Genomic DNA, 18,549 nt, shown 5'->3' with positions numbered 1-18,549 from the left:
TTATGCAACTATTAATGCCTCGGCGCGGAAGCCACCCCCGATGACGCTGTCCGTGACCAACACGCTGACCGGCGACCGCGAGGAGTTCGAGCCAGCGGGCGAGGAAGTCCTGTTGTACGTCTGTGGGCTGACGGTCTCGGACGACGCCCACCTCGGCCACGCCCGGGTGTGGACCCACGCCGACGTGATGCACCGGTGGCTCTCTCACCTGGGGTACGAGGTGCGTCACGTGGAGAACTTCACCGACGTGAACGAGAAGATCGTCGCCCGCGTGGGCGAGGACGACCTCGGGGAGTCGGAACTCGACGTCGCGGAGGGGTTCATCTCCTCGATCCTCGCGGACATGCGCGGGCTGAACCTGAAGCGGGCGACGGTCTACCCGCGGGTCTCGGAGCACGTCCCCGAGATCGTCGACCTCGTGGAGCGCCTGATCGACCGCGGCTACGCCTACGAGACGAACGGGTCGGTCTACTTCGACGTGACGGCCTTCGAGGAGTACGGCAAACTCTCCAACCAGCGCCCCGAGGAGATGGAGGCCCAGGGCGATCCGGACGAGCGATCCGAGAAGCGCCACCCCGCCGACTTCGCGCTCTGGAAGGCCGACGGCGTCTCGCCGAGCGACGTGGCCGAACACCGGGCGGACGACCGACCGCTCGGCGCGGACCCCCCGAGCGGCGAGACGTGGGACTCGCCGTGGGGCGAGGGCCGACCGGGCTGGCACGTCGAGTGCTCGGCGATGAGCATGGCCCACCTCGACGAGACGATCGACATCCACGTCGGGGGGCACGACCTGGTCTTCCCCCACCACGAGAACGAGATCGCCCAGAGCGAGGCGGCGACGGGCCAGCAGTTCACCCGCTACTGGCTCCACACCGGCCTCCTGGAGACGAAAGGCGAGAAGATGAGTTCCAGCCTCGGCAACTACTTCTACGTGGCCGACGCGCTGGCGGAGTTCGGCCCGAACGTCGTCCGCACCTTCTATCTCTCGACCAACTACGGGTCGAAACAGACCTTCAGCGAGGCGGCGATGGCCGAGGCCGAGGAGCGCTGGGAGCGCCTGGAGCGCGCCCACGAGACGGCGGTCGACGCCTGCGACAGCGTGGACGCGCGGACGAAACTCGAGGACGGAACCCTGCGCTCGGCCGTCGCGACGGCCCGCGAGGAGTTCGCGGCGGCGATGAACGACGACTTCGGCGTTCGGGAGGCGACGAGCGCCCTCCTGGAACTCGCCTCGGCGGTCAACCGCCACGTCGACGGGAGCGACGAGTACGACTACGTCGGCCTCCGGGAGGCGGTCGAGGCGTTCGAGGAACTCGGCGGGGACGTCCTCGGCCTCGACTTCGGCGACGGGGCGGACGGCGACGTGCGACTGGCCGACGACCTGATCGAACTCGTCCTCGACGTGCGCGAGGCGGAGCGCGAGGCCGGGAATTACGAGCGCGCGGACGCGCTCCGCGACGACCTGGAAGCGCTCGGGATCACCGTCGAGGACGGCGACGACGGGGTCACGTACCGGTACTGAGTCGGGACGCCCGCCGCTTCGGCGACGGGCGGCGCCGCGAGCCGCCCGACCGGGGCGTGCCGCCCGCGCACCGCCGTCAGAAATGGCGGTCGAGGATCCGCTCGGCCGTCCGGGCCGCGAGGGCCTGTCCCGTGTTCGTGGGGTTCGCGCCACCCACGCCGTTCGAGAGGGCGGAGTGGTCCGCAACGAACAGCCGGTCGACGTCGTAGGCTTCACACGCCTCGTCCAGCACGTAGCCCATCCGCATCGTGCTGTGGACGTGCAGGGCGGTCGGCGGCGAGTCCGACCGATGGACGTGTGCGGCACCGGCCTCCCTGAGGATCTCGGCCGCGATGGTCGCGAGTTCGTCACGGCGCTTCCGGTCCCCCTCGCTCGGCTCGTAGTTCACGACGGGGATCGGGCCGTGTTCGTCCGCCAGTCCCGGCGTCACCGTGACGCCGTTTCGCCGGTGCGGGCGGTCGTCGCTCACGACCAGCATCTGGAGCATCCGGCGGTAGTCCGCGAGAAGCCGTTTGAGCTCCGGGCCGGCGAGCCGACCCATCGTGTCCCAGGGCGCGTCCGCGGGGTCGTTCTGGAACGTGAACCCGGACGCGCTGGCTCCGAAACCCAAGATCGCGCCGACTCCGGGCGTCGTGCCGACCGTCTGTAACATCCCCAGACCGGGATAGTCGAACCGGGCGGCGATGTCCTGCCCCTCGTGCTGGTCGATCGTTCCCTTCCCGAGTCGTTCGTCGAGGTCCGCCTCCCTCCACAGGCCCATCACGTTGTCCCCGAAGTGGATGGTCAATCCCCGACCCACCCACTCGTTGTCCGGGAGATCGGCGTTCTTCCAGAGGCGTGGCGTCTCGATGGCACCCGCCGCGAGCACCACCACCTCGGCGTCGACGCGTTCGGTTCGGCCCGACCACGTGTCCCGAAAGTCGACGCCGGTTGCGGTGGGCGCGTCGCCGAGCGCCGTCTCCGTCCGGACGTCCGTGACGAACGCGTTCGGACGGATCGTCACGTTCCCCGTCTCGAGTGCCGCCGGCACGAAACTGACGTTGCTCGACCGCTTGGCCTTCTCCTCGTACGGGGCGCCACGGGGGTGTGGGTTGCCCGCGATGTTCCCGAGGGAGAGCGTATCTCCCCGGACCTCGGGGTAGGTGACGGGGCCGTCGTACCCCGCGTCGACGTGGAGTTTCGGATCGGGCCGTCTGATCGCGTTGGGTTGGGGTCGGTATCCGGACGTCGTGACGTTCAGGTCGTGGAGGAGCGGCCACCCGGCCGCCGCCGCGCCGCGGAAGAACAGTTCCTCCTTCGCGGTGACGGGGGCGGGCGTCACCTCGCACATCTCCTCGATCTCCCGATAGTACGGCAGCAACTCCGCGTACGCTATCGGCCAGTGTCCCTGTTCGTCCATCGACGCGGGGTAGGCGCGGGGATGACAGCCGGTGTAGTGGAGCGTCGTCCCCCCGACGCCCGCACACTGGAGGATCGCGCCGTCGCCGGGGAACTTCCGGAACCAGAAGCCCCGCTCGTGGTCGGCCGGCCCGAAGAGCAGCTTGTTCACCATCTCGAACTCCCGGGTCGTGAACTGCTCGTCGAGCAACTCGCCGCTCAGGTCCGCGACGCTGGACGACGCCTCCCCGCCCGGCCTCTCGCTGGGCGCCGGCCACTGCTCGTTCCCGTAGAAGGGTCCGGCCTCGAGGACGAGGACGGACAACCCAGCCTCGGCCAGTTTCCACGCCGCGACGGGGCCGTCACCGCCCGCGCCGACGACGACGACGTCGTAGTCGTTCCCGACCATCGGTCACTCCGGGAAGGGCTCCGCGTAGTCGCTCGTGTCGTAGTCGTTCTCGCGAAAGGACCCGGGCTCGCGGAGGATTCGAACCGACGACTCCTCGTCTACGGTCGTCCAGGCGTCGCCGTCGCCGAGCGGGCCGTCGTCGCTTCCGAGATAGCCCCGAAGCGCCGCGTATCCGGGGCTGAACCCCGGATATCCGGTCTGTCGCCAGCTCTGAACCGCCGCGGGATCGTTCGGATGGACGCGCTCGCTCGGCGGCTGGGTGAACTCGTCGTACCCCTGCCACTCGCTGTAGTAGATCATCTCGGTGAACCCGACGACGAGCTGGCCGACGAGCCCGCCGTCGAACTCGAACAGTTCGCCGTCGAACTGCGAAATTTCGAGTTCGAGTTCGTCGAGGAGCCCGACCGCACGGAGCCGGTCCCGCCGCGACAGCTTCGAGAACGCGCCGGCCGCCGCCCGAACCTCCCGGGGGGACGCCTCGCCGGGATCCAGCAACGAGACGGGGCGGTCGTCGTCCAGTTCCCCCGTGTTTCCGCCCCGGTCGAGGAGGGCGAGCGCCGCGACGTCGAGGAGTTGCGCTATCGGATCGGCGAGCGGCACGTTGCCCCGCGGCCCGAGGTACGGCAGGCCGAGTTGAAACCCGTCGTCGACGTACGTGACGACGAACTCCTCGAGGTCGACTCCCAACCCCCCGGGGACGTGGTCGGGGCCGAGTTCGGGGTCGAGTTCCGGCGTCTCCGGCACCACCGCGTCGACGACCGCCCGAAACGTCACGACCGTGTGTAACTCGACGTCCTCGGAGCCAGAGACGAGGTCGGCGAGGAGTTCGAGTGCCGACGCGGACCCCCGCAAGACGGCGTCGATCCACCGGCGGATCCGACGCACCCGTTCGTCGTACATGCCCCTCTATTCGTCAGCGAGGTAATAATACTTCGTCGTCGGCGCGGGCGGCCCCCGCACGTGCGACGGCACCCGTCGTCGGGGGCGGTCAACGGTCGTCGTCGTTCCGCGGGGTCGTCAACTCGGTCGCTCGGTCGAAGCCGAGAAACAGCAACGCGCCGCCGGCGACCCCGGTGGCGGCGAAATCGAGCGTCCAGTGCCACGGGTAGGGTGACGGCGGGTCGCGAACGCTCTCGGGGAGCGCCTCGAGTGCGGGCACGTACCAGAACAGGTACGCGACGAGGTAGAACCCGCCGATGGTCATCCACAGCCAGTCGACGCGCCGGAGCCAGTTTCGAACGGACATACTCGGGTCGACGTTCGCAGTCGTGCTAAGCCTACCCCTCGGGAGGGGGACGCGATCGGTCGGCTCGCGACCGCACACGCCACAGGAGGTACCCGACGACCAGCGACAGCACCGCAACCGCTCCGAGTGCGGCGGGTCGAGCCCACCGCTCTCGGCTCGGCCGGGGGTCGCCTCGCTCCTCCCACGACAGGCGCCGGCCCGAGACGTACTCGTCGACGGTGTCGTCGTCGACGACTTCGAAGCTGGCCGCCCCGAGGGAGTCGAACGGCGCCAGGAGCGACCGCAGCACGCCGACGAACCGGTTCGCGTCGTCGACCGTCGCCCACTCGTACAGTTCGAGGAACTCGCCGCCCCGCGTGCCGGCCAGCCAGAGCTTTCGTCGGAAGCCGGGCATCCCGGCGAAAAACGGGGTGGCGACGTTCGCGACCGGATCGAACAGTACGCCCCTGAGCGTCTCGCCCGAGGGTCCGTCGACACCGCGCAGGCGAAAGACGAGGACGACGCCGTCGGTCCGGTCCCCGTCGGCTGCCGGATGCAGCGCCGTCTCGCGATAGCAGACGAAGCGGCTTCCGTCCGGGAGTTCGAGGACGTCCCCGAGCCGGGATCGCGGAAAGCGGATGCGGCCCCCGAGGAGGTGGCCGATCGATCGAAGCAGCGATCGCAGGAACACGAGCGCGGTGGTGGGAGTCATGGGTCTTCGGCGGTGGCGCGGTGGCCGCCGTCGACGGACGGCCTCGGCCGCGTCTACCGCCCGATAGGGTCGCCATCGTCTTAGTTCGTCGCTCCCCTCGGAGTCGCCGTTGGGACGGCGATCACGCCGAGTGGGTTCGGTTCACGAGACCGATCCCCCCGAAGGCGCCCACGACCCCCCACAGACCGGAACCGAGGACTCCCACCACGACCCCGATCCACAGGACGACGCCGAACTCCCGAGCGGCCACGTCCGCGGGACTGACGAGCACGAGTGGGGTCGGTAGCGGCCGCCCGCCCAACGCGTAGCCGACGCCGGTCCCGACGTACCGCCCGAGAACGGCGGCAGTCAGCGACACGCCCGCGACGGTCCACGCGGAGACGGGGAAGCCGCCGATCCGTTTGCCGGCGGCGTACACGACGGCCAGCGGAAGGAGCGAGTGGAGAAACGGGGAGACGGCCCCGACGAGAACCGCCGCGGACGCCGCTCCGACGCCGAGGGAGTCGCGCAACGCGGGGAGGAGAGCGCTCGACAGGCTCGCACTACCGGTCGCGGCGAAGACCGACGCTGCCAGGGCGAGTGCGGGACGCGTGGTCGGACGGTCGGATCCGGTCACGGGAACCACACTAGGTCGTCCGTCGGTTCGCACGGCACGAACTTCAACTCGGCGCTCCAGGCCGTCCGACGCCTATCGACCCACCGTCACCGGCGCCAGGCTCTCGAACCGGAACACGGTAAAGGGGGTGTAGGACTCCTCCTCGCCCCGGTTGAACGGCGGCGCCCGGTGGAGCTGGGTCACGGTGAAGTAGACGTGTCCGTCCGGGCCACAGCAGAAGCCGTCGGGCCAGAGGAACCGCTCGTCGTCACGGGCGACGACCTCGTAGTCGCCGGAGGGACGCGTCACGCCGATGGCGTTGTTCGTCATGTCCGTGATGTAGACGTTGCCCGCGGTGTCGACCGTGATGCCGTCACAGACCTCCTTGTCGCCGTAGCGTTCGATGCGTTCGTCGAGTTCGTCGTCGGTGAGCGACTCGTCCAGCAGGTCCGCAGCGCGGATCCGATACACGCTCTCGGTCGTGATGCCACAGTAGTAGACCCACTCGAAGGCGGGATCGATCGTGATGCCGTCCAGCCCGGCGCTGATCGGTTCGAACTCGCCGTCGGCGTTCTCCTGCACGACCGGTTCGCCCTCGACGATCGGTGTGACGCCCTCCTCGGGCAGGACGCTCGGGTGGTCCTCGATCACTCGCCGGGTCCGGCCGGTGTCCAGGTCCAGCGCGACGAGGGCCGGGTTCCCCGGATCGCCCGGTTCGTCGCTCGATCCCAGGTCGGCGATGTAGACGGCGTTTCGAACCGCGTCGTACGCGAAATCCTGCATGAACGAGCGGTCGGTCGCCGCGTGAGCGGGGACGTGGTCGACGCGTGCGAGGCGGTCGGTCGTCGTGTCCCACGAGACGAGTTTCGGGAGGTGACCGTTCGCCACGTCGCCGATGTCGAGGATGCGGACCATCCCGTCCGGGTCGGCGCGGAGGCCGATCAACTCGTGGATGCCGACGCCGTCGTCGCCGGGGGGCGTGCTCCACGCCTCGTTCGGGAACGGCCGGACCTCCCCGTCGTCGACGTACTCGACGACGCGGTACTCCGGTTCCTGTTCGTAGGGAAACGGGTGGTTGCTCACGAGCAACCGGCCGTCGGGGGTCATCGCGGGGTTGCCCGCCCGGGTGTCGAACCGGGCGTAGGGTTCCGTCTCGACTTCGATACCGCCGTCCGTCGGGGAAGGTGGCGTCTCGGACATGGCTGGGGTGCCCGCTCGGCGTCGGTGTGGCAGCGAACGCACGCCGGCGGGGGGTGTCGGCCCGTTGGCGCCCGGCCCTCATAGTCCCTCGCCGTCTACACGGTGAACAGATCCGTCCCCTCGGGCACGGCGAAAAGGCCCAGTCGGACGCCGGCGTCCAGCCATCCGTAGCCGTAGGAGAAGGCGGCAAGGGCGTTCACGGGGTCGCCCGACTCGCGGAAGTGACGGCCGTCGTCGAGGTAGGACTCCGCCATCTCGCGACACTCCGCGGCGGCGGTGCCGAGGGGGGTGTCGGCCGGTGGGCGCGTCTCCGCCTCGTCGAGGGCGTCGGCCAGCATCCGCTCGTAGCGGTCGGTCTTCTCCTGGAGGTCGGCGGGCATGGGCGACCGTGGGCGGGGACGAGACAAGAAGGTGGGTGACGACGCTCGGTCGCGCGCACGCCCGACAGCGCAAGCTAAATGGGTCCCACCACCCTACGGCGTGTATGAGCGAGAGCGACGGCGCCGACCACCGGCGCCTCATCGTCGCGGGGAGCGGGATCGCGGGGCTCACGGCCGCCATCTACGCCGGCCGGTCGAACAACGAACCGCTGGTGTTCGAGGGCGACGAACCCGGCGGGCAGTTGACGCTGACGACCGACGTGGACAACTATCCCGGGTTCCCCGAGGGGATCAGCGGGCCGGAACTGGTCAGCAACATGAAAGAGCAGGCCCGCAAGTTCGGCGCCGAGGTGAAAAACGGCGTCGTCGAGTCCGTCGACGTCCTCGACGACGCGGGGCCGGGCCACACCTTCCACGTCACCATGGCCGGCGGCGACGAGTACACGGCCGACGCGTTCATCGCCGCCTCGGGCGCCAGCGCCCGCACCCTCGGCATCCCCGGTGAGGACGAACTCATGGGGTACGGCCTCTCGACCTGTGCCACCTGCGACGGCGCCTTCTTCCGCGACGAGAAGATCGTCGTGATCGGCGGCGGCGACGCCGCCTGCGAGGAGGCCGTCTTCCTCACGAAGTTCGCCTCCACGGTGTATCTCGTCCACCGGCGCGACGAGTTCCGCGCCGAGGACTACTGGATCGACCGCGTGATGGAGAAGGTCGACGAGGGCGAGATCGAACTGAAGCTGAACACGGAGGTGACGGAACTCCACGGGAGCCAGTCCGAGGGCGTCGACCACGTGACCATGGTCTCGAACCCGGCGGGCCACCCGACGGACAGGCTCGACGACCCGGAGACCGAGGAGTTCGACTTCGACGCCGGCGCCGTCTTCTACGCCATCGGCCACACGCCGAACACGGGGTATCTGGAGGGGCTCGACGTGGAGATGGACGACGAGGGGTATCTGGAGACCGCCGGCGGCGACGGCGGCGGGCAGACGGCGACGGGCGTCCCCGGCCTGTTCGGTGCCGGCGACGTCGTCGACTACCACTACCAGCAGGCCATCACCGCGGGCGGCATGGGCTGTAAGGCCGCCATCGACGCGGACGCCTACCTCGAGGACCTGGAGCGGGAGCGCGCGGCCGCGGAGGCCGAGGAGGAACCCGCGGCGGCCGGTGACGACTGAGCGGCGCCGTCGACCGCCCGGTCGGACCGACCGCCGTCGGCGTATCTACGCCCAGTGGAGGAGATAGAGGAGGTAGAGGCTCGCCCCGGTGACGACCGTTCCCCCGAGGGCGAACCCCACGAGAGCGAGGGTCGACGTCGTGTACAGCGCGAGTTGGAACAGTTGCAGGCCGACGAGGCCGGCGAATACGGCCAGGACCGTCCACAGGACGAGTCCCAGTAGCGTCCGACCCGCCCCGAGAAGTTCGTCGCGGACGATAGCCCGAACTTCCGTTTCGTCGAGTCCGTCGGAGGGCGCCATGGTGGTATCCCAACCGCCCAGCACAAACAACGTATCGACTGGCCGGGGGGAGTGCCCGCGTCCCACCACGCCCTTATACCGTGCGCCCGCAGTAGCGGCATGGTCGAGACCGAGACGTACACCATCGAAGGCCCGGACGGCGACACGGACGAACTGGAACTCCCCGAGGGGCTGGTCGACGTGCTGTCCGAACAGGGCGAAGATCCGACGACGGTCGTCGCCGAAATCGGGCTCCTCTCGTTCGTCCAGCGCTCGCACGCCATGGTTCACCACGCCGAGGGCGACGTGCCCGCGGACCTCGAGGCGATCAACGAGAGGGCCGAGCGCCTGTTCGAGGAGCGCTTCGGCATGACCTTCGAGGAGGCGACCGGTCACAGCCACTAGACGACGAGGAGCGGCGTCATGGCGAGGACGCCGACGGCGACGCCGGCGGCGAGTTCGCGGCGACCGCCGCCCGGCAGCCCCGACCCGATGTCGAGCGCCTCGGGGATGAACTCGGTGACGACGAGGTAGATCATCGCCCCGGCGGCGAAGCCGAAGCCGATCGGCAGGAACTCCCGGGCGATCCGAACGAACAGGAAGGCGACGACCGCGCCGATTGGCTGGGGGAGGCTGGAGAAGACGGCCCACCAGACCATCTTCCACTTCGAGACGCCGAGCGTCCGTAGGGGAATCGAGATGGCGATCCCCTCGGGAACGTTGTGTATCGAGATGGCGACGGTCATGAACACCGCGAGCAGGGGGACGGCGAAGCCGAACAGGCCGACCGTCTCGCCGGCCGCCGACCGGAGCCCCAGATCCGCGAAGGAGACGCCGACGGCGACCCCCTCGGGGAAACTGTGGACGGTCAGCACGCCGAGGATGAGCAGCAGTTTCCGGAAGTCGGCCTCCTCGTATTTCTTCGGATGCACCTCGTAGCCCTCGATCACCTCGTGGGCGACGACGACGAGAACGACGCCCGCGATCAATCCGGGCACGATCTCGAGCGGCGAGTCGGCGGCCGACAGCCCCTCGAACACCAGCCCGAACACCGACGCCGAGACCATGATCCCGGAGGCGAGTCCCCACAGCGCCACGTTCCAGCGGTCGCTCACGTCGTCGACGAGGAAGAATGGAATCGCCCCGAGACCGGTCGCGAACGCCGTCACCAGTCCGGCGACGAAGACGAACGTCAGGTTCCCGAGCAGAGCCATCCGTCGATCCTCGGCGGGCGACTCGGTTAAATATTATCATATTCCCGATACATTTGGCCGGCCTAAAACGCCGGGAGCGAGCCCACGACTTTATGCGGACTCCGACGGAATTCGGCATCGATGGGAGAGCTATCCCCGCTGTTCGCGCCGGAGCGTGTCGCCGTCGTCGGGGCGACGGAGCGCCCGGGGTCGGTCGGTCGAGCGCTCGTCGAGAACCTCGCCGACTTCGACGGCGACGTCGTTCCCGTCAACCCGAACTACGACGAGGTGTGTGGACTGCCGGCGGTCGACGGCGTGGGCGAGTCGGGCGCCGACCTGGCGGTGGTGGCGGTGCCCGCGGCGGCGGTCCTCGACGTGGTTCGCGAGGCCGGCGAGGCGGGCATCCGGAACGTGGTGGTCGTCTCCGCCGGGTTCGGCGAGGCGGGCGGCGAGGGCGCCGCCCGCGAACGCGACCTGGTCGCCCTCGCCGAGGAGTACGACCTGAACGTCGTCGGCCCGAACTGCCTCGGAATCGTCAGCACCCCGGTGGGGCTGAACGCGACCTTCGCCCCGCGGTCGGCGCCCGCCGGATCCGTCTCCTTTCTGAGCCAGTCGGGCGCGTTCGTCACCGCCGTCCTCGACTGGGCGGCCGACCACGGCGTCGGCTTCAAGGACGTGGTGTCGCTCGGCAACAAGGCGGTCCTCGACGAGTCCGACTTCGTGGCGGCGTGGGGCGACGACGAGGGAACGGACGTCGTCGTCGGCTACCTCGAGAGCGTCGAGGACGGCCGCCGGTTCGTCGACGTCGCCCGGGAGGTGACCCCCGAGACGCCCGTCGTCGTCGTCAAGTCGGGGCGGACCGAGGCGGGGGCACAGGCCGCCTCGTCGCACACGGGCGCGATGGCCGGCCGTGACCGCGCCTACGAGGCGGGCCTCCGGGAGGCGGGGGTGATCCGCGCCGACACCGTCCAGGACCTCTTCGACGCCGCGCGCGTCCTCGCCGGGCAGCCCGTCCCCGAGAGCGACGGGGTGGCCGTCGTCACCAACGCGGGCGGGCCGGGCGTGATGGCCACCGACGCCGTCGGCGAGGAGCCCCTGTCGCTCGCGGAGTTCGGCCCCGACACGCTGGACCGACTCCGTGACCGCCTGCCCGAAGGGGCGAACGTCTACAACCCCGTCGACGTCATCGGCGACGCGGACAACGAGCGCATGCGCGCGGCCGTCGACGCCGTCCTCGCGGACGACGCCGTGGGGTCGGCCGTCGTCATCGCGGCCCCGACCGCGACGCTCGATTTCGCCGACTTGGCGGTCGACGTGGCCGACCTCCAGGCGCGTCACGGCCTCCCCGTGACGACGTGTCTGATGGGCGGCGAACGGGCCCGGGCGGCTGACGACGCCCTCGACGCGGCGGGCATCCCCAACTACTTCGACCCCGCGCGGGCGGTCGGCAGCCTCGGCACGCTCGCCCGGTACCGCGAGATCCGGGAGCGGGAGCGCCCGTCACCGACCACCTACGACGTGGACCGGGAGGCCGCCCGGGCGGTGCTGGAGCGGGCCCGCGAGCGGGGTCGGACCCGCCTCGGCGTCGAGGCCATGCCCCTGCTCGACGCCTACGGGATCCCGACGCCAGCGGGCGAGGTGGTCGAGTCGCCGGTCGACGCCCTCGAGGTGGCCGAAGGGATCGACGGCGACGTGGTCATGAAGATCGTCAGCCCCGACATCCTCCACAAGTCCGACATCGGCGGCGTGAAGGTCGGCGTGCCACAGGAGGAGGTGTACGACGCCTTCGAGGACCTGGTCGCCCGGGCGCGCAACTACCAGCCGGACGCGACGATACTCGGCGTGCAGGTCCAAGAGCGGGTCGAGATGGAGTCGGGCGTCGAGACCATCGCGGGCACGAACCGCGACCCGCAGTTCGGGCCGCTGGTCCTCTTCGGCCTCGGGGGCGTCTTCGTCGAGGTGATGGAGGACACCGCGGTTCGGCTCGCCCCCCTCGCCGAGTCCGAGGCGCTGTCGATGCTCGACGGGATCAAGGCCTCGCCGCTCCTGTCCGGCGCCCGGGGCCGCGAGCCCGTCGACAGGGCGGCCGTCGCCGAGACGCTCGGCCGCCTCTCACAGCTCGTCACCGACTTCCCCGCCATCCTCGAACTCGACGTGAACCCGCTCGTCGCCCGCCCGGACGGCGTGCGGGCCGTCGACCTCAGACTCACCGTCGATCCAGACAACCTATGAACACCCTACTCGTCACCGCGACCGGAGAGAGCACAGGCAAGACGGCCATCGCCGTCGCGCTCGGCCGCCACGCACAGGCCCGGGGCCGGAGCGTCGGCTACATGAAACCGAAGGGGACGCGCCTCCAGAGCCAGGTGGGCAAGACGCTGGACCGCGACCCCATGCTGGCGCGCGAACTCCTCGACACCGACGACGAGATGCACGAGATGGAGCCCATCGTCTACTCGCCGACGTTCGTCCGGTCGGCGCTGGAGGGCCGGGAGCGCCCCGACGAACTCCGCGAGCGCGTCCGCGAGGGCTTCGACGCCGTCGCCGAGGGGCGGGACCTGGTGATCGTCGAGGGGGGCGGCCGCGTGACCACCGGGGGCGTCGTCGACCTGACCGACGCCGACGTGGCGGAACTGCTCGACGCCGAGGTGGTCCTGGTCGCGGAGTACGGGACGCCGACGGACGTCGACGAGACGCTCGCTGCGGCCCGACGGCTGGGCGACCGGCTGGCGGGCGTCCTCTTCAACCGCGTGGCCGACGCCGCCTACGACGAGGTGGAGAGCCTCGTCGCGCCGTTCCTCGAGGGGAAGGGGATTCCCGTCCTGGGCGTCCTGCCCCGCGAGTCGGAACTCGCGGGGGTCAGCGTCGCCGACCTGGCGGGCGAACTCGGCGCCGAACTCCTGACCGACGTCCCGACCGACGGCGTCGTCGAGCGGTTCCTCGTCGGCGCGATGAGCGGCGAGGAGGCGCTTCGCTTCTTCCGCCGGACGAAAGACGCCGCGGTCGTCACGGGGGGTGACCGGTCGGACATCCACACAGCCGCGCTCGAAGCGCCCGGGGTGAAGTGTCTGGTGCTCACGGGCGGTCGACGGCCGCCTGCGGCGGTCCTCGGCACCGCCGCCGAGAAGGGCGTCCCCATCCTGCTTTGCTCGGCCGACACGCTCACGACGCTCGAACGCGCCGAGGAGGTGGTCCGGAGCGGCCGCACGCGCGACGAGCGCACGGTCGAGGTGATGGGCGACCTGCTGACCGATCACGCCGACGTGGACGCGCTACTCGGGGTCGGCGAAGGGTGATCAGGGCCGCCAGCCCCGATCCGTCCGGTTGAGCCGCTCGGCCCCCGACTCGGTGACGACCACGAGGTCCTCGATCCGCACGCCGAAGCGGTCGGGGAGGTAGACGCCGGGTTCGACGCTGAAGACCATCCCCGGTTCGAGTTCCACGTCGCCGCCGGCGACGACGTCGGGCGACTCGTGGACGTCGAGGCCGACGCCGTGGCCCGTCCGGTGGACGAACCGGTCGCCGTAGCCCGCGGCCTCGACGACCGACCGGGCGGCCCGGTCCACCGCGCCCGTGGACGCGCCGGGTTCGACGGCGTCGACCCCCGCCGCCTGGGCCTCGCGGACGACCCGGTGGACGTCCTCGAACGCCGCGGGCGGGTCGCCGTCGAAGACGACGGTCCGGGTCTGGTCGCTGACGTAGCCGTCCACCCGCGTCCCGAAGTCGAGGACGACGGGGTCGCCCGGTCGAATCTCCCGGTCGCCGCTCGCGTGATGGGGGTCGGCGCCGTTCGGCCCCGCGGCGACGATGGTGTCGAAGGCGACGCCCGTGCCGCCGTGTGCCGCCAGTCGGTCCTCGACGAACGCCGCGAGGTCGGCCTCCGTCCGCCCAACGGCGTCGACGCCGAGGGCACGCACGTCCTCCATCGTCGCGTCGGCCGCCCCGGCGGCCGCCCGGAGGGCGTCGAGTTCCGCGTCGTCCTTCCGCCGGCGGAGGGGAGCCAGCACCTCGCTCGCGAGGCCGAAGGAGGCCTCGGGCAACCGCTCCCGGAGGGAGTGAGCGACGGCCGCCCACATCCGATCGGCGAGGAGGACGCGAGACGGCGAGAGGGTATCGAGGAGCGGGTCGAGGACGGGGTCGGGTCCCGTCTCGTCGGCCCAGGTGCGCACGTCGTCGACCCACGTGGCCGCCCGGACGGGGCCGGCTTCGAGGCCGGGGACCACGAACGTGGGGTCGCCGTCCGCGGGCACCACGAGCAGCGTGAGCCGGTCGCTTCGCTCGGCGTCCACCCCGCTCAGGTAGTACAGATCCCGCCCGGGCGAGAGGGCGAGGGCGTCGGCGCCGAGGGCACGCAGTCGCGACTGGGCGCGGCGAGTCCGGCGTTCGAACGGCGTCGTCATGCCCCTCCGTTCCGCGGCCTCGGATAAAGTCGCGTCGCCCGCGCGTCGGCGGTTCTCCGAGCCGGAAGACGACCCCCTGCATTTTTGTCACCTGACTGCGGGGTATCCGGTATGCCCTCCTGGTACGCCCTCGCGGCCCTCTCGGACGCCCGTGACGCGACCGAAGACCTCCTCCTCCCCCTGGATCGGGGGCGCTGGCTCCGCCTCGCGCTGATCGCCCTCTTCGTCGGCGTGGGCGGCGGCGTCCCGTCCGGCGGCGGCAACACGAGCGTTCCCTCCGGGTCCGAGATGCCGTCGGACGTGTCCCCGCCGTCGATGCCCGACGTCGGGTCGGCGGTGGCCATCGTCGCCGGACTGGTCCTCCTCGTCGTCGCGCTCTTCCTCCTGTGGAGCCTCGTCGGCGCCGTGATGGAGTTCGTGCTCGTTCGCGGCCTCCGCGACCGCGAGGTGTCGATCCGCGGCCCCTTCAGCGAGGAGTTCCGCCCCGGCCTGCGCCTGTTCGCCTTCCGACTCGCCGTCGGCCTCGTCACGCTGTTGCTGCTCGCCGTCCCCTTCCTGCTCGTCCTCCTCGGCGGGATCGGCCTCTCGCCGATACTCCTCGTCCTGTTCGTGCCGCTGCTCGTCCTGTTCGTCGTCGTCGGCATCGCCACGAGCGTGTTCCTGGGCCTGACGACCGACTTCGTGGTGCCGACGATGCTTGTCGAGGACCGGGGCGTCGTCGACGCCTGGCGACGCATCTGGCCGACGATCCGTGCCGAGTGGAAGCAGGTCGCCCTCTACGTCGTCGCGAAGTTCGTCCTCGGCATCGCGGTGAGCATCGCCGTCTCCATCGTCGTCCTCCTCGCCGCCGTTGTCGTGGCGATCCCGTTCGCCCTCGTGGGCGGTGCCCTGCTCCTCGCGCTGTCGGCCGGGGGCGCTGGCCACGTCGTGTGGGTCGTCGTCGTCCCGCTGGTGATCCTGTTCGTCCTCGCGCTGATCGTCGTGAGCCTCCTCGTGCAGGTGCCCGTCCTCACCTTCGTCCGGTACTACTCGCTCTCGGTGCTCGGCATGTTGGTTCCCGAACTCGACCTGGTGGGTGTGGACCGCCCGGACGAGGACGGGAGCGATGGAGAGGACGACGGTGACGACGACGGGAGCGACGGTGACGACGGTGACGAAGACGGGAGCGACGGTGACGACGGCAGAACCGACGGTGACGACGGCGGTGACGACGACGGAACCGACGACGAAGGAACCGACGACGACGGCGGGGACGCCGTCGACGAGGGGACGACCGATCGCGGGGTCGGCGCCTAGCGGTCCTCCTCCTGGAGGCGCTCGGTCGTCTCGATCAGCGGGTGGCGCGCGTAGTCGACGACCGAGATGTCGTCGATGGTCTCCAGGCCCTCCTTCTCGGCGGTGCGTTGCATCCCGAGTTCGAGTTCGGCCCCGGCGTCGATGACGATGACGTAGGCGTCCATCTCTTCGATGTCGAGGCGGTTCGCCGCCATGACGCGGTGGTGGCCGTCGGCGAGGAGGAGCGTGCCGTCGTTGTCGATGACGACCAGCGGTTCGGCCAGCCCGTGTTCGAGTTCGTAGCTCCGGCCCTGTAACTCGTCGGCGTAGACCCGCGCCTGCGTCGGCGTGAGGTCGGCCAGTTCGACCCGTCGCCGCTCCTCCGCGGCGTCGATGTCGTGAATCTCCTCCAGCGTGTGCAGGAGTTTGTCGACCTTCTTGGGCGTCGCCCGCTCGATCTGACTCCGGATGACGTCCGTGTTCGAGATGATGCCGACGAGGTTGCCCGCGTCGTCGACGACTGGCAGTTTCTGGATGCCCGAGCGGAGGATCACCCGCGCGGCGTCGTTGACCTTCATCTCCGGATGTGCGACCACGAGGTCGTCGGACATCACGGTGAACACCAGCGCGTCGTCGTCGGCGAGCAGTAGGTCACGGGCGCTGATGAACCCCTCGACCTGCCGGCCGTCGGTCACCGGGAAGCCGGTGTGGCCGTCGCTCTCGACGATCCGCCGCGACACCTCGGCGACCGAATCGTCGGGCGAGACGGTCGCCACGTCACGGGTCATGTACTCCTCGACGGTCGCGTTGTCGGCCATCGGCCCGTCGTACGCGGCCGACTCTCAAAAGGGTGGTCGTCGCGGCCCGACGGCAGTCAGCCCTCGTCGGCCAGGGGGAACTCGAAGGCGATGTCGGCGGCGGTCGGGTCGCGGCGCGGGGCGCTCGGGGGGTTCTCCAGCACCTCGAACACTCGTTCGGCGATCACCTCGTCGACCACCCGCTGCAGCGAGTCGGTCGACTCCTCGTCGACGGAGCCGAGGATGCCGAGCGGAATCTGGGCGCCCGCCATGTCGGCGTGGCCGCCGGCGCTGCCGATGGCGCCGAGGGCGTCGCGCAACACCTCCCCGAGGTCGACCTCCGTTCCCCGGGCGCGTCCGGAGACGTACACCGTCTCGTCCATGAACCCGTAGACGACGGTGATGCAGACCCCCTCCATGTCGAGCAGTTTGTCGGCGGCCTGTGCCAGGGCGTCCCGGTCGCGGATGCGACCGACGCCGGTGGTGAGCACGTCGCCCCGCACGTCCCGGTTCCGGATCGCCGCCGCCAGCGTCGACAGCACCTCGGGGCTCATGCTCGGGGACTCCACCCGGTCCAGGACGGACTCGTCGACGTGGTCGTGGAGGTAGGCGGCGGCCTCGAAGTCCGCCTCGACGGCCTCGCGGGTGAACTCCCGGGTGTCGATGCGGATGCCGTACAGGAGCGCGGTCGCCACCTCGCGGCCCGGATCGAGGCCGAGGCGGTTCAGATACTCCGCGAGGAGCGTACTCGTCGCCCCGACGTCGCTCCGCAGGTCCACGTAGCGTGCCTCGACCGGCGCCCGCGGCGGGTGGTGATCCACGACCACGTCCACGGGGGTGTCGGGGTCGAGGCCGTCGTTCACGCCGGGGCGGGAGTGATCGACCAGCGCCACGCCGCCGTACTCCTCGAGGTCCTCCGTCGCCGCGAGGTTGCGGAGGTCGAGCTCCAGCAGGTTCACCAGCGCGCGGTTCTCCTGGTGGGAGATGTCGCCGTAGTAACACGGGTCGGCGTCGACGCCCACCGAGCGGGCGATTTCGGCCAGCGCGAGCGCCGACGCGATGGCGTCGGGGTCGGGGTTGTCGTGCATCACGACCGCCAGTCGGCCGTCGATCCCACGCAGGACGCTCAACAGTCGCCACACCCGCTCGGCGTCGTCGCCCGTCACCGAGTCGAGGAGGCGGTCGGTGACGACGCCGCGGGTGTCGATCACCCGGTCCGCGACGGCGTCGAGCGCTCGCGGGTCGCCGTCGTCCCCCGTCGACGCCACGAGCAGGGCGTCGGGGAACGCCTCTCGGGCCCGCTCGGCCGCGGCGACGTTGCGCTCGGGGTCGTCGCCGAGGACGAGCACCACGTCGGCCGACTCCGGGTACGTCTCCGGATCGGCGGGGTCGCCCGTGACCACCTCCGCGTTCGCCTCGATCGCGTCCGTCGGGGCGTCCTCGGGAACGACGACCCGGAGTTCGCCGCCCCACGTCGAGACCACGCCGACGACCGTCTCCCCGGCGTGACCGCACCCGAGCACCAGCCGCCTGACCATGTTCGTGGGTTACGGCGGGCGCCCAAAACCCTACCGTCCCGCGTCGCCGATGGAATTAACCATACGTGTGACGTGACACCATGCAACATGAGCGAGCACCGCGACCTCGTCGATCCGTCGCTCGAGGAGCAACTGGTGAGCGCCTGTCGAACCGCGGTCGGCGACAGTCTCCGGAGCATCGTCTACTTCACCCCGGACGAGTACGAACAGGTGTACCTTCGCTCTGATCTGGAGGCGGACGCTGACCTCTCGCGCTGGGTGGAACACGAGGCGGTGGGCTTTCGCGCCCAGACGGCCTACGAGGGGAGCGAACTCGGCGAGTACCAGTACACGCTCCGGGTCTTCGAGAACGGGTTCGTGACGCGCGTCGTGAAGGGCGACCACGGCGTGTTCATCACCACCGACGGCATCACGGTCGACCGGTCGAAGGAAGTGACGCGAGCGGTCGGATCGACGCTCGGCTGAC

At 70.4% G+C, this 18,549-nt stretch carries 19 protein-coding genes; 7 read left to right on the top strand and 12 right to left on the bottom strand.

What is annotated here, in order from left to right:
* Nucleotides 1-40 precede the first annotated feature (40 nt).
* Entirely contained in the window at nt 41-1,522 is a 1,482-nt protein-coding gene (cysS, locus tag NBT67_RS04390) for a cysteine--tRNA ligase (RefSeq protein WP_251343592.1), read from the top strand.
* A 76-nt stretch (nt 1,523-1,598) separates the two neighbouring features.
* On the opposite strand, the gene NBT67_RS04385 is transcribed toward cysS, so the two are convergent.
* The 7 genes from NBT67_RS04385 to NBT67_RS04355 form a co-directional block, all read right to left on the bottom strand.
* A complete protein-coding gene (locus NBT67_RS04385; protein WP_251343591.1) occupies nt 1,599-3,308 on the bottom strand; it encodes a GMC family oxidoreductase N-terminal domain-containing protein in 1,710 nt (569 codons plus the stop codon).
* A 3-nt stretch (nt 3,309-3,311) separates the two neighbouring features.
* Nucleotides 3,312-4,208 (bottom strand): hypothetical protein, encoded by an 897-nt coding sequence (locus tag NBT67_RS04380; protein ID WP_251343590.1) that lies wholly within the window; start codon nt 4,206-4,208, stop codon nt 3,312-3,314.
* Nucleotides 4,209-4,296: 88 nt separating this feature from the next.
* Nucleotides 4,297-4,554 carry a hypothetical protein gene (locus tag NBT67_RS04375; RefSeq protein WP_251343589.1) on the bottom strand — a complete coding sequence of 86 codons (258 nt, stop codon included), beginning with the start codon at nt 4,552-4,554 and terminating at the stop codon, nt 4,297-4,299.
* A gap of 31 nt (nt 4,555-4,585) precedes the next feature.
* Nucleotides 4,586-5,245, bottom strand: coding sequence for a hypothetical protein (locus NBT67_RS04370; protein ID WP_251343588.1), 660 nt, complete (start codon nt 5,243-5,245; stop codon nt 4,586-4,588).
* A 121-nt stretch (nt 5,246-5,366) separates the two neighbouring features.
* Nucleotides 5,367-5,861 carry a hypothetical protein gene (locus tag NBT67_RS04365; RefSeq protein ID WP_251343587.1) on the bottom strand — a complete coding sequence of 165 codons (495 nt, stop codon included), beginning with the start codon at nt 5,859-5,861 and terminating at the stop codon, nt 5,367-5,369.
* A gap of 72 nt (nt 5,862-5,933) precedes the next feature.
* Entirely contained in the window at nt 5,934-7,040 is a 1,107-nt protein-coding gene (locus NBT67_RS04360) for an L-dopachrome tautomerase-related protein (protein WP_251343586.1), read from the bottom strand.
* 95 nt (nt 7,041-7,135) lie between these two features.
* Complete coding sequence (locus tag NBT67_RS04355; protein ID WP_251343585.1) at nt 7,136-7,420, bottom strand: DUF357 domain-containing protein; 285 nt, start codon at nt 7,418-7,420, stop codon at nt 7,136-7,138.
* A gap of 104 nt (nt 7,421-7,524) precedes the next feature.
* On the opposite strand from NBT67_RS04355, the gene NBT67_RS04350 reads away from it, so the two are divergent.
* Nucleotides 7,525-8,601: an NAD(P)/FAD-dependent oxidoreductase gene (locus NBT67_RS04350; protein ID WP_251343584.1), complete on the top strand. Its 1,077-nt coding sequence runs from the start codon at nt 7,525-7,527 to the stop codon at nt 8,599-8,601.
* Nucleotides 8,602-8,646: 45 nt separating this feature from the next.
* On the opposite strand, the gene NBT67_RS04345 is transcribed toward NBT67_RS04350, so the two are convergent.
* Complete coding sequence (locus tag NBT67_RS04345; RefSeq protein WP_251343583.1) at nt 8,647-8,901, bottom strand: hypothetical protein; 255 nt, start codon at nt 8,899-8,901, stop codon at nt 8,647-8,649.
* Nucleotides 8,902-9,000: 99 nt separating this feature from the next.
* On the opposite strand from NBT67_RS04345, the gene NBT67_RS04340 reads away from it, so the two are divergent.
* Nucleotides 9,001-9,285, top strand: coding sequence for a DUF7545 family protein (locus NBT67_RS04340; RefSeq protein ID WP_251343582.1), 285 nt, complete (start codon nt 9,001-9,003; stop codon nt 9,283-9,285).
* Here NBT67_RS04340 and NBT67_RS04335 read toward each other — a convergent pair.
* Entirely contained in the window at nt 9,282-10,094 is an 813-nt protein-coding gene (locus NBT67_RS04335) for a ZIP family metal transporter (protein ID WP_251343581.1), read from the bottom strand. The two genes, NBT67_RS04340 and NBT67_RS04335, sit on opposite strands and share 4 nt — an antisense overlap.
* Before the next feature lie 120 nt (nt 10,095-10,214).
* Between NBT67_RS04335 and NBT67_RS04330 the strand changes: the two genes are divergently transcribed.
* Together NBT67_RS04330 and NBT67_RS04325 are read left to right on the top strand one after the other, a co-directional pair.
* Nucleotides 10,215-12,305, top strand: a complete 2,091-nt coding sequence (locus NBT67_RS04330; RefSeq protein ID WP_251343580.1) for an acetate--CoA ligase family protein — start codon at nt 10,215-10,217, stop codon at nt 12,303-12,305.
* Complete coding sequence (locus NBT67_RS04325) at nt 12,302-13,369, top strand: phosphotransacetylase family protein (protein WP_251343579.1); 1,068 nt, start codon at nt 12,302-12,304, stop codon at nt 13,367-13,369. The genes NBT67_RS04330 and NBT67_RS04325 overlap by 4 nt, the downstream gene beginning before the upstream one ends.
* Here the strand turns inward: NBT67_RS04325 and NBT67_RS04320 are convergent, their stop codons facing one another.
* Nucleotides 13,370-14,473, bottom strand: coding sequence for a M24 family metallopeptidase (locus NBT67_RS04320; RefSeq protein WP_251343578.1), 1,104 nt, complete (start codon nt 14,471-14,473; stop codon nt 13,370-13,372). It abuts the gene before it with no gap.
* A gap of 111 nt (nt 14,474-14,584) precedes the next feature.
* Here NBT67_RS04320 and NBT67_RS04315 point away from each other — a divergent pair, with 111 nt between their 5' ends.
* Nucleotides 14,585-15,769: a DUF7544 domain-containing protein gene (locus NBT67_RS04315; protein WP_251343577.1), complete on the top strand. Its 1,185-nt coding sequence runs from the start codon at nt 14,585-14,587 to the stop codon at nt 15,767-15,769.
* On the opposite strand, the gene NBT67_RS04310 is transcribed toward NBT67_RS04315, so the two are convergent.
* Both NBT67_RS04310 and NBT67_RS04305 read right to left on the bottom strand, forming a co-directional pair.
* Entirely contained in the window at nt 15,766-16,566 is an 801-nt protein-coding gene (locus NBT67_RS04310) for a CBS domain-containing protein (RefSeq protein ID WP_251343576.1), read from the bottom strand. The two genes, NBT67_RS04315 and NBT67_RS04310, sit on opposite strands and share 4 nt — an antisense overlap.
* 56 nt (nt 16,567-16,622) lie before the next feature.
* Nucleotides 16,623-18,083 carry a DHH family phosphoesterase gene (locus tag NBT67_RS04305; protein WP_251343575.1) on the bottom strand — a complete coding sequence of 487 codons (1,461 nt, stop codon included), beginning with the start codon at nt 18,081-18,083 and terminating at the stop codon, nt 16,623-16,625.
* Between the two features lie 87 nt (nt 18,084-18,170).
* Between NBT67_RS04305 and NBT67_RS04300 the strand changes: the two genes are divergently transcribed.
* The gene (locus NBT67_RS04300) at nt 18,171-18,548 is read left to right on the top strand and encodes a DUF7522 family protein (RefSeq protein ID WP_251343574.1); all 378 of its coding nucleotides are present in this window, start codon (nt 18,171-18,173) and stop codon (nt 18,546-18,548) included.
* The last annotated feature ends 1 nt before the right edge of the window (nt 18,549 follow it).

Source organism: Haloplanus sp. GDY1 (genome assembly GCF_023703775.1).
GTDB lineage: Archaea > Halobacteriota > Halobacteria > Halobacteriales > Haloferacaceae > Haloplanus > Haloplanus halophilus.
Note: the sequence above shows the minus strand (reverse complement) of the source record. Positions and strands in the feature narration are given on the sequence as shown.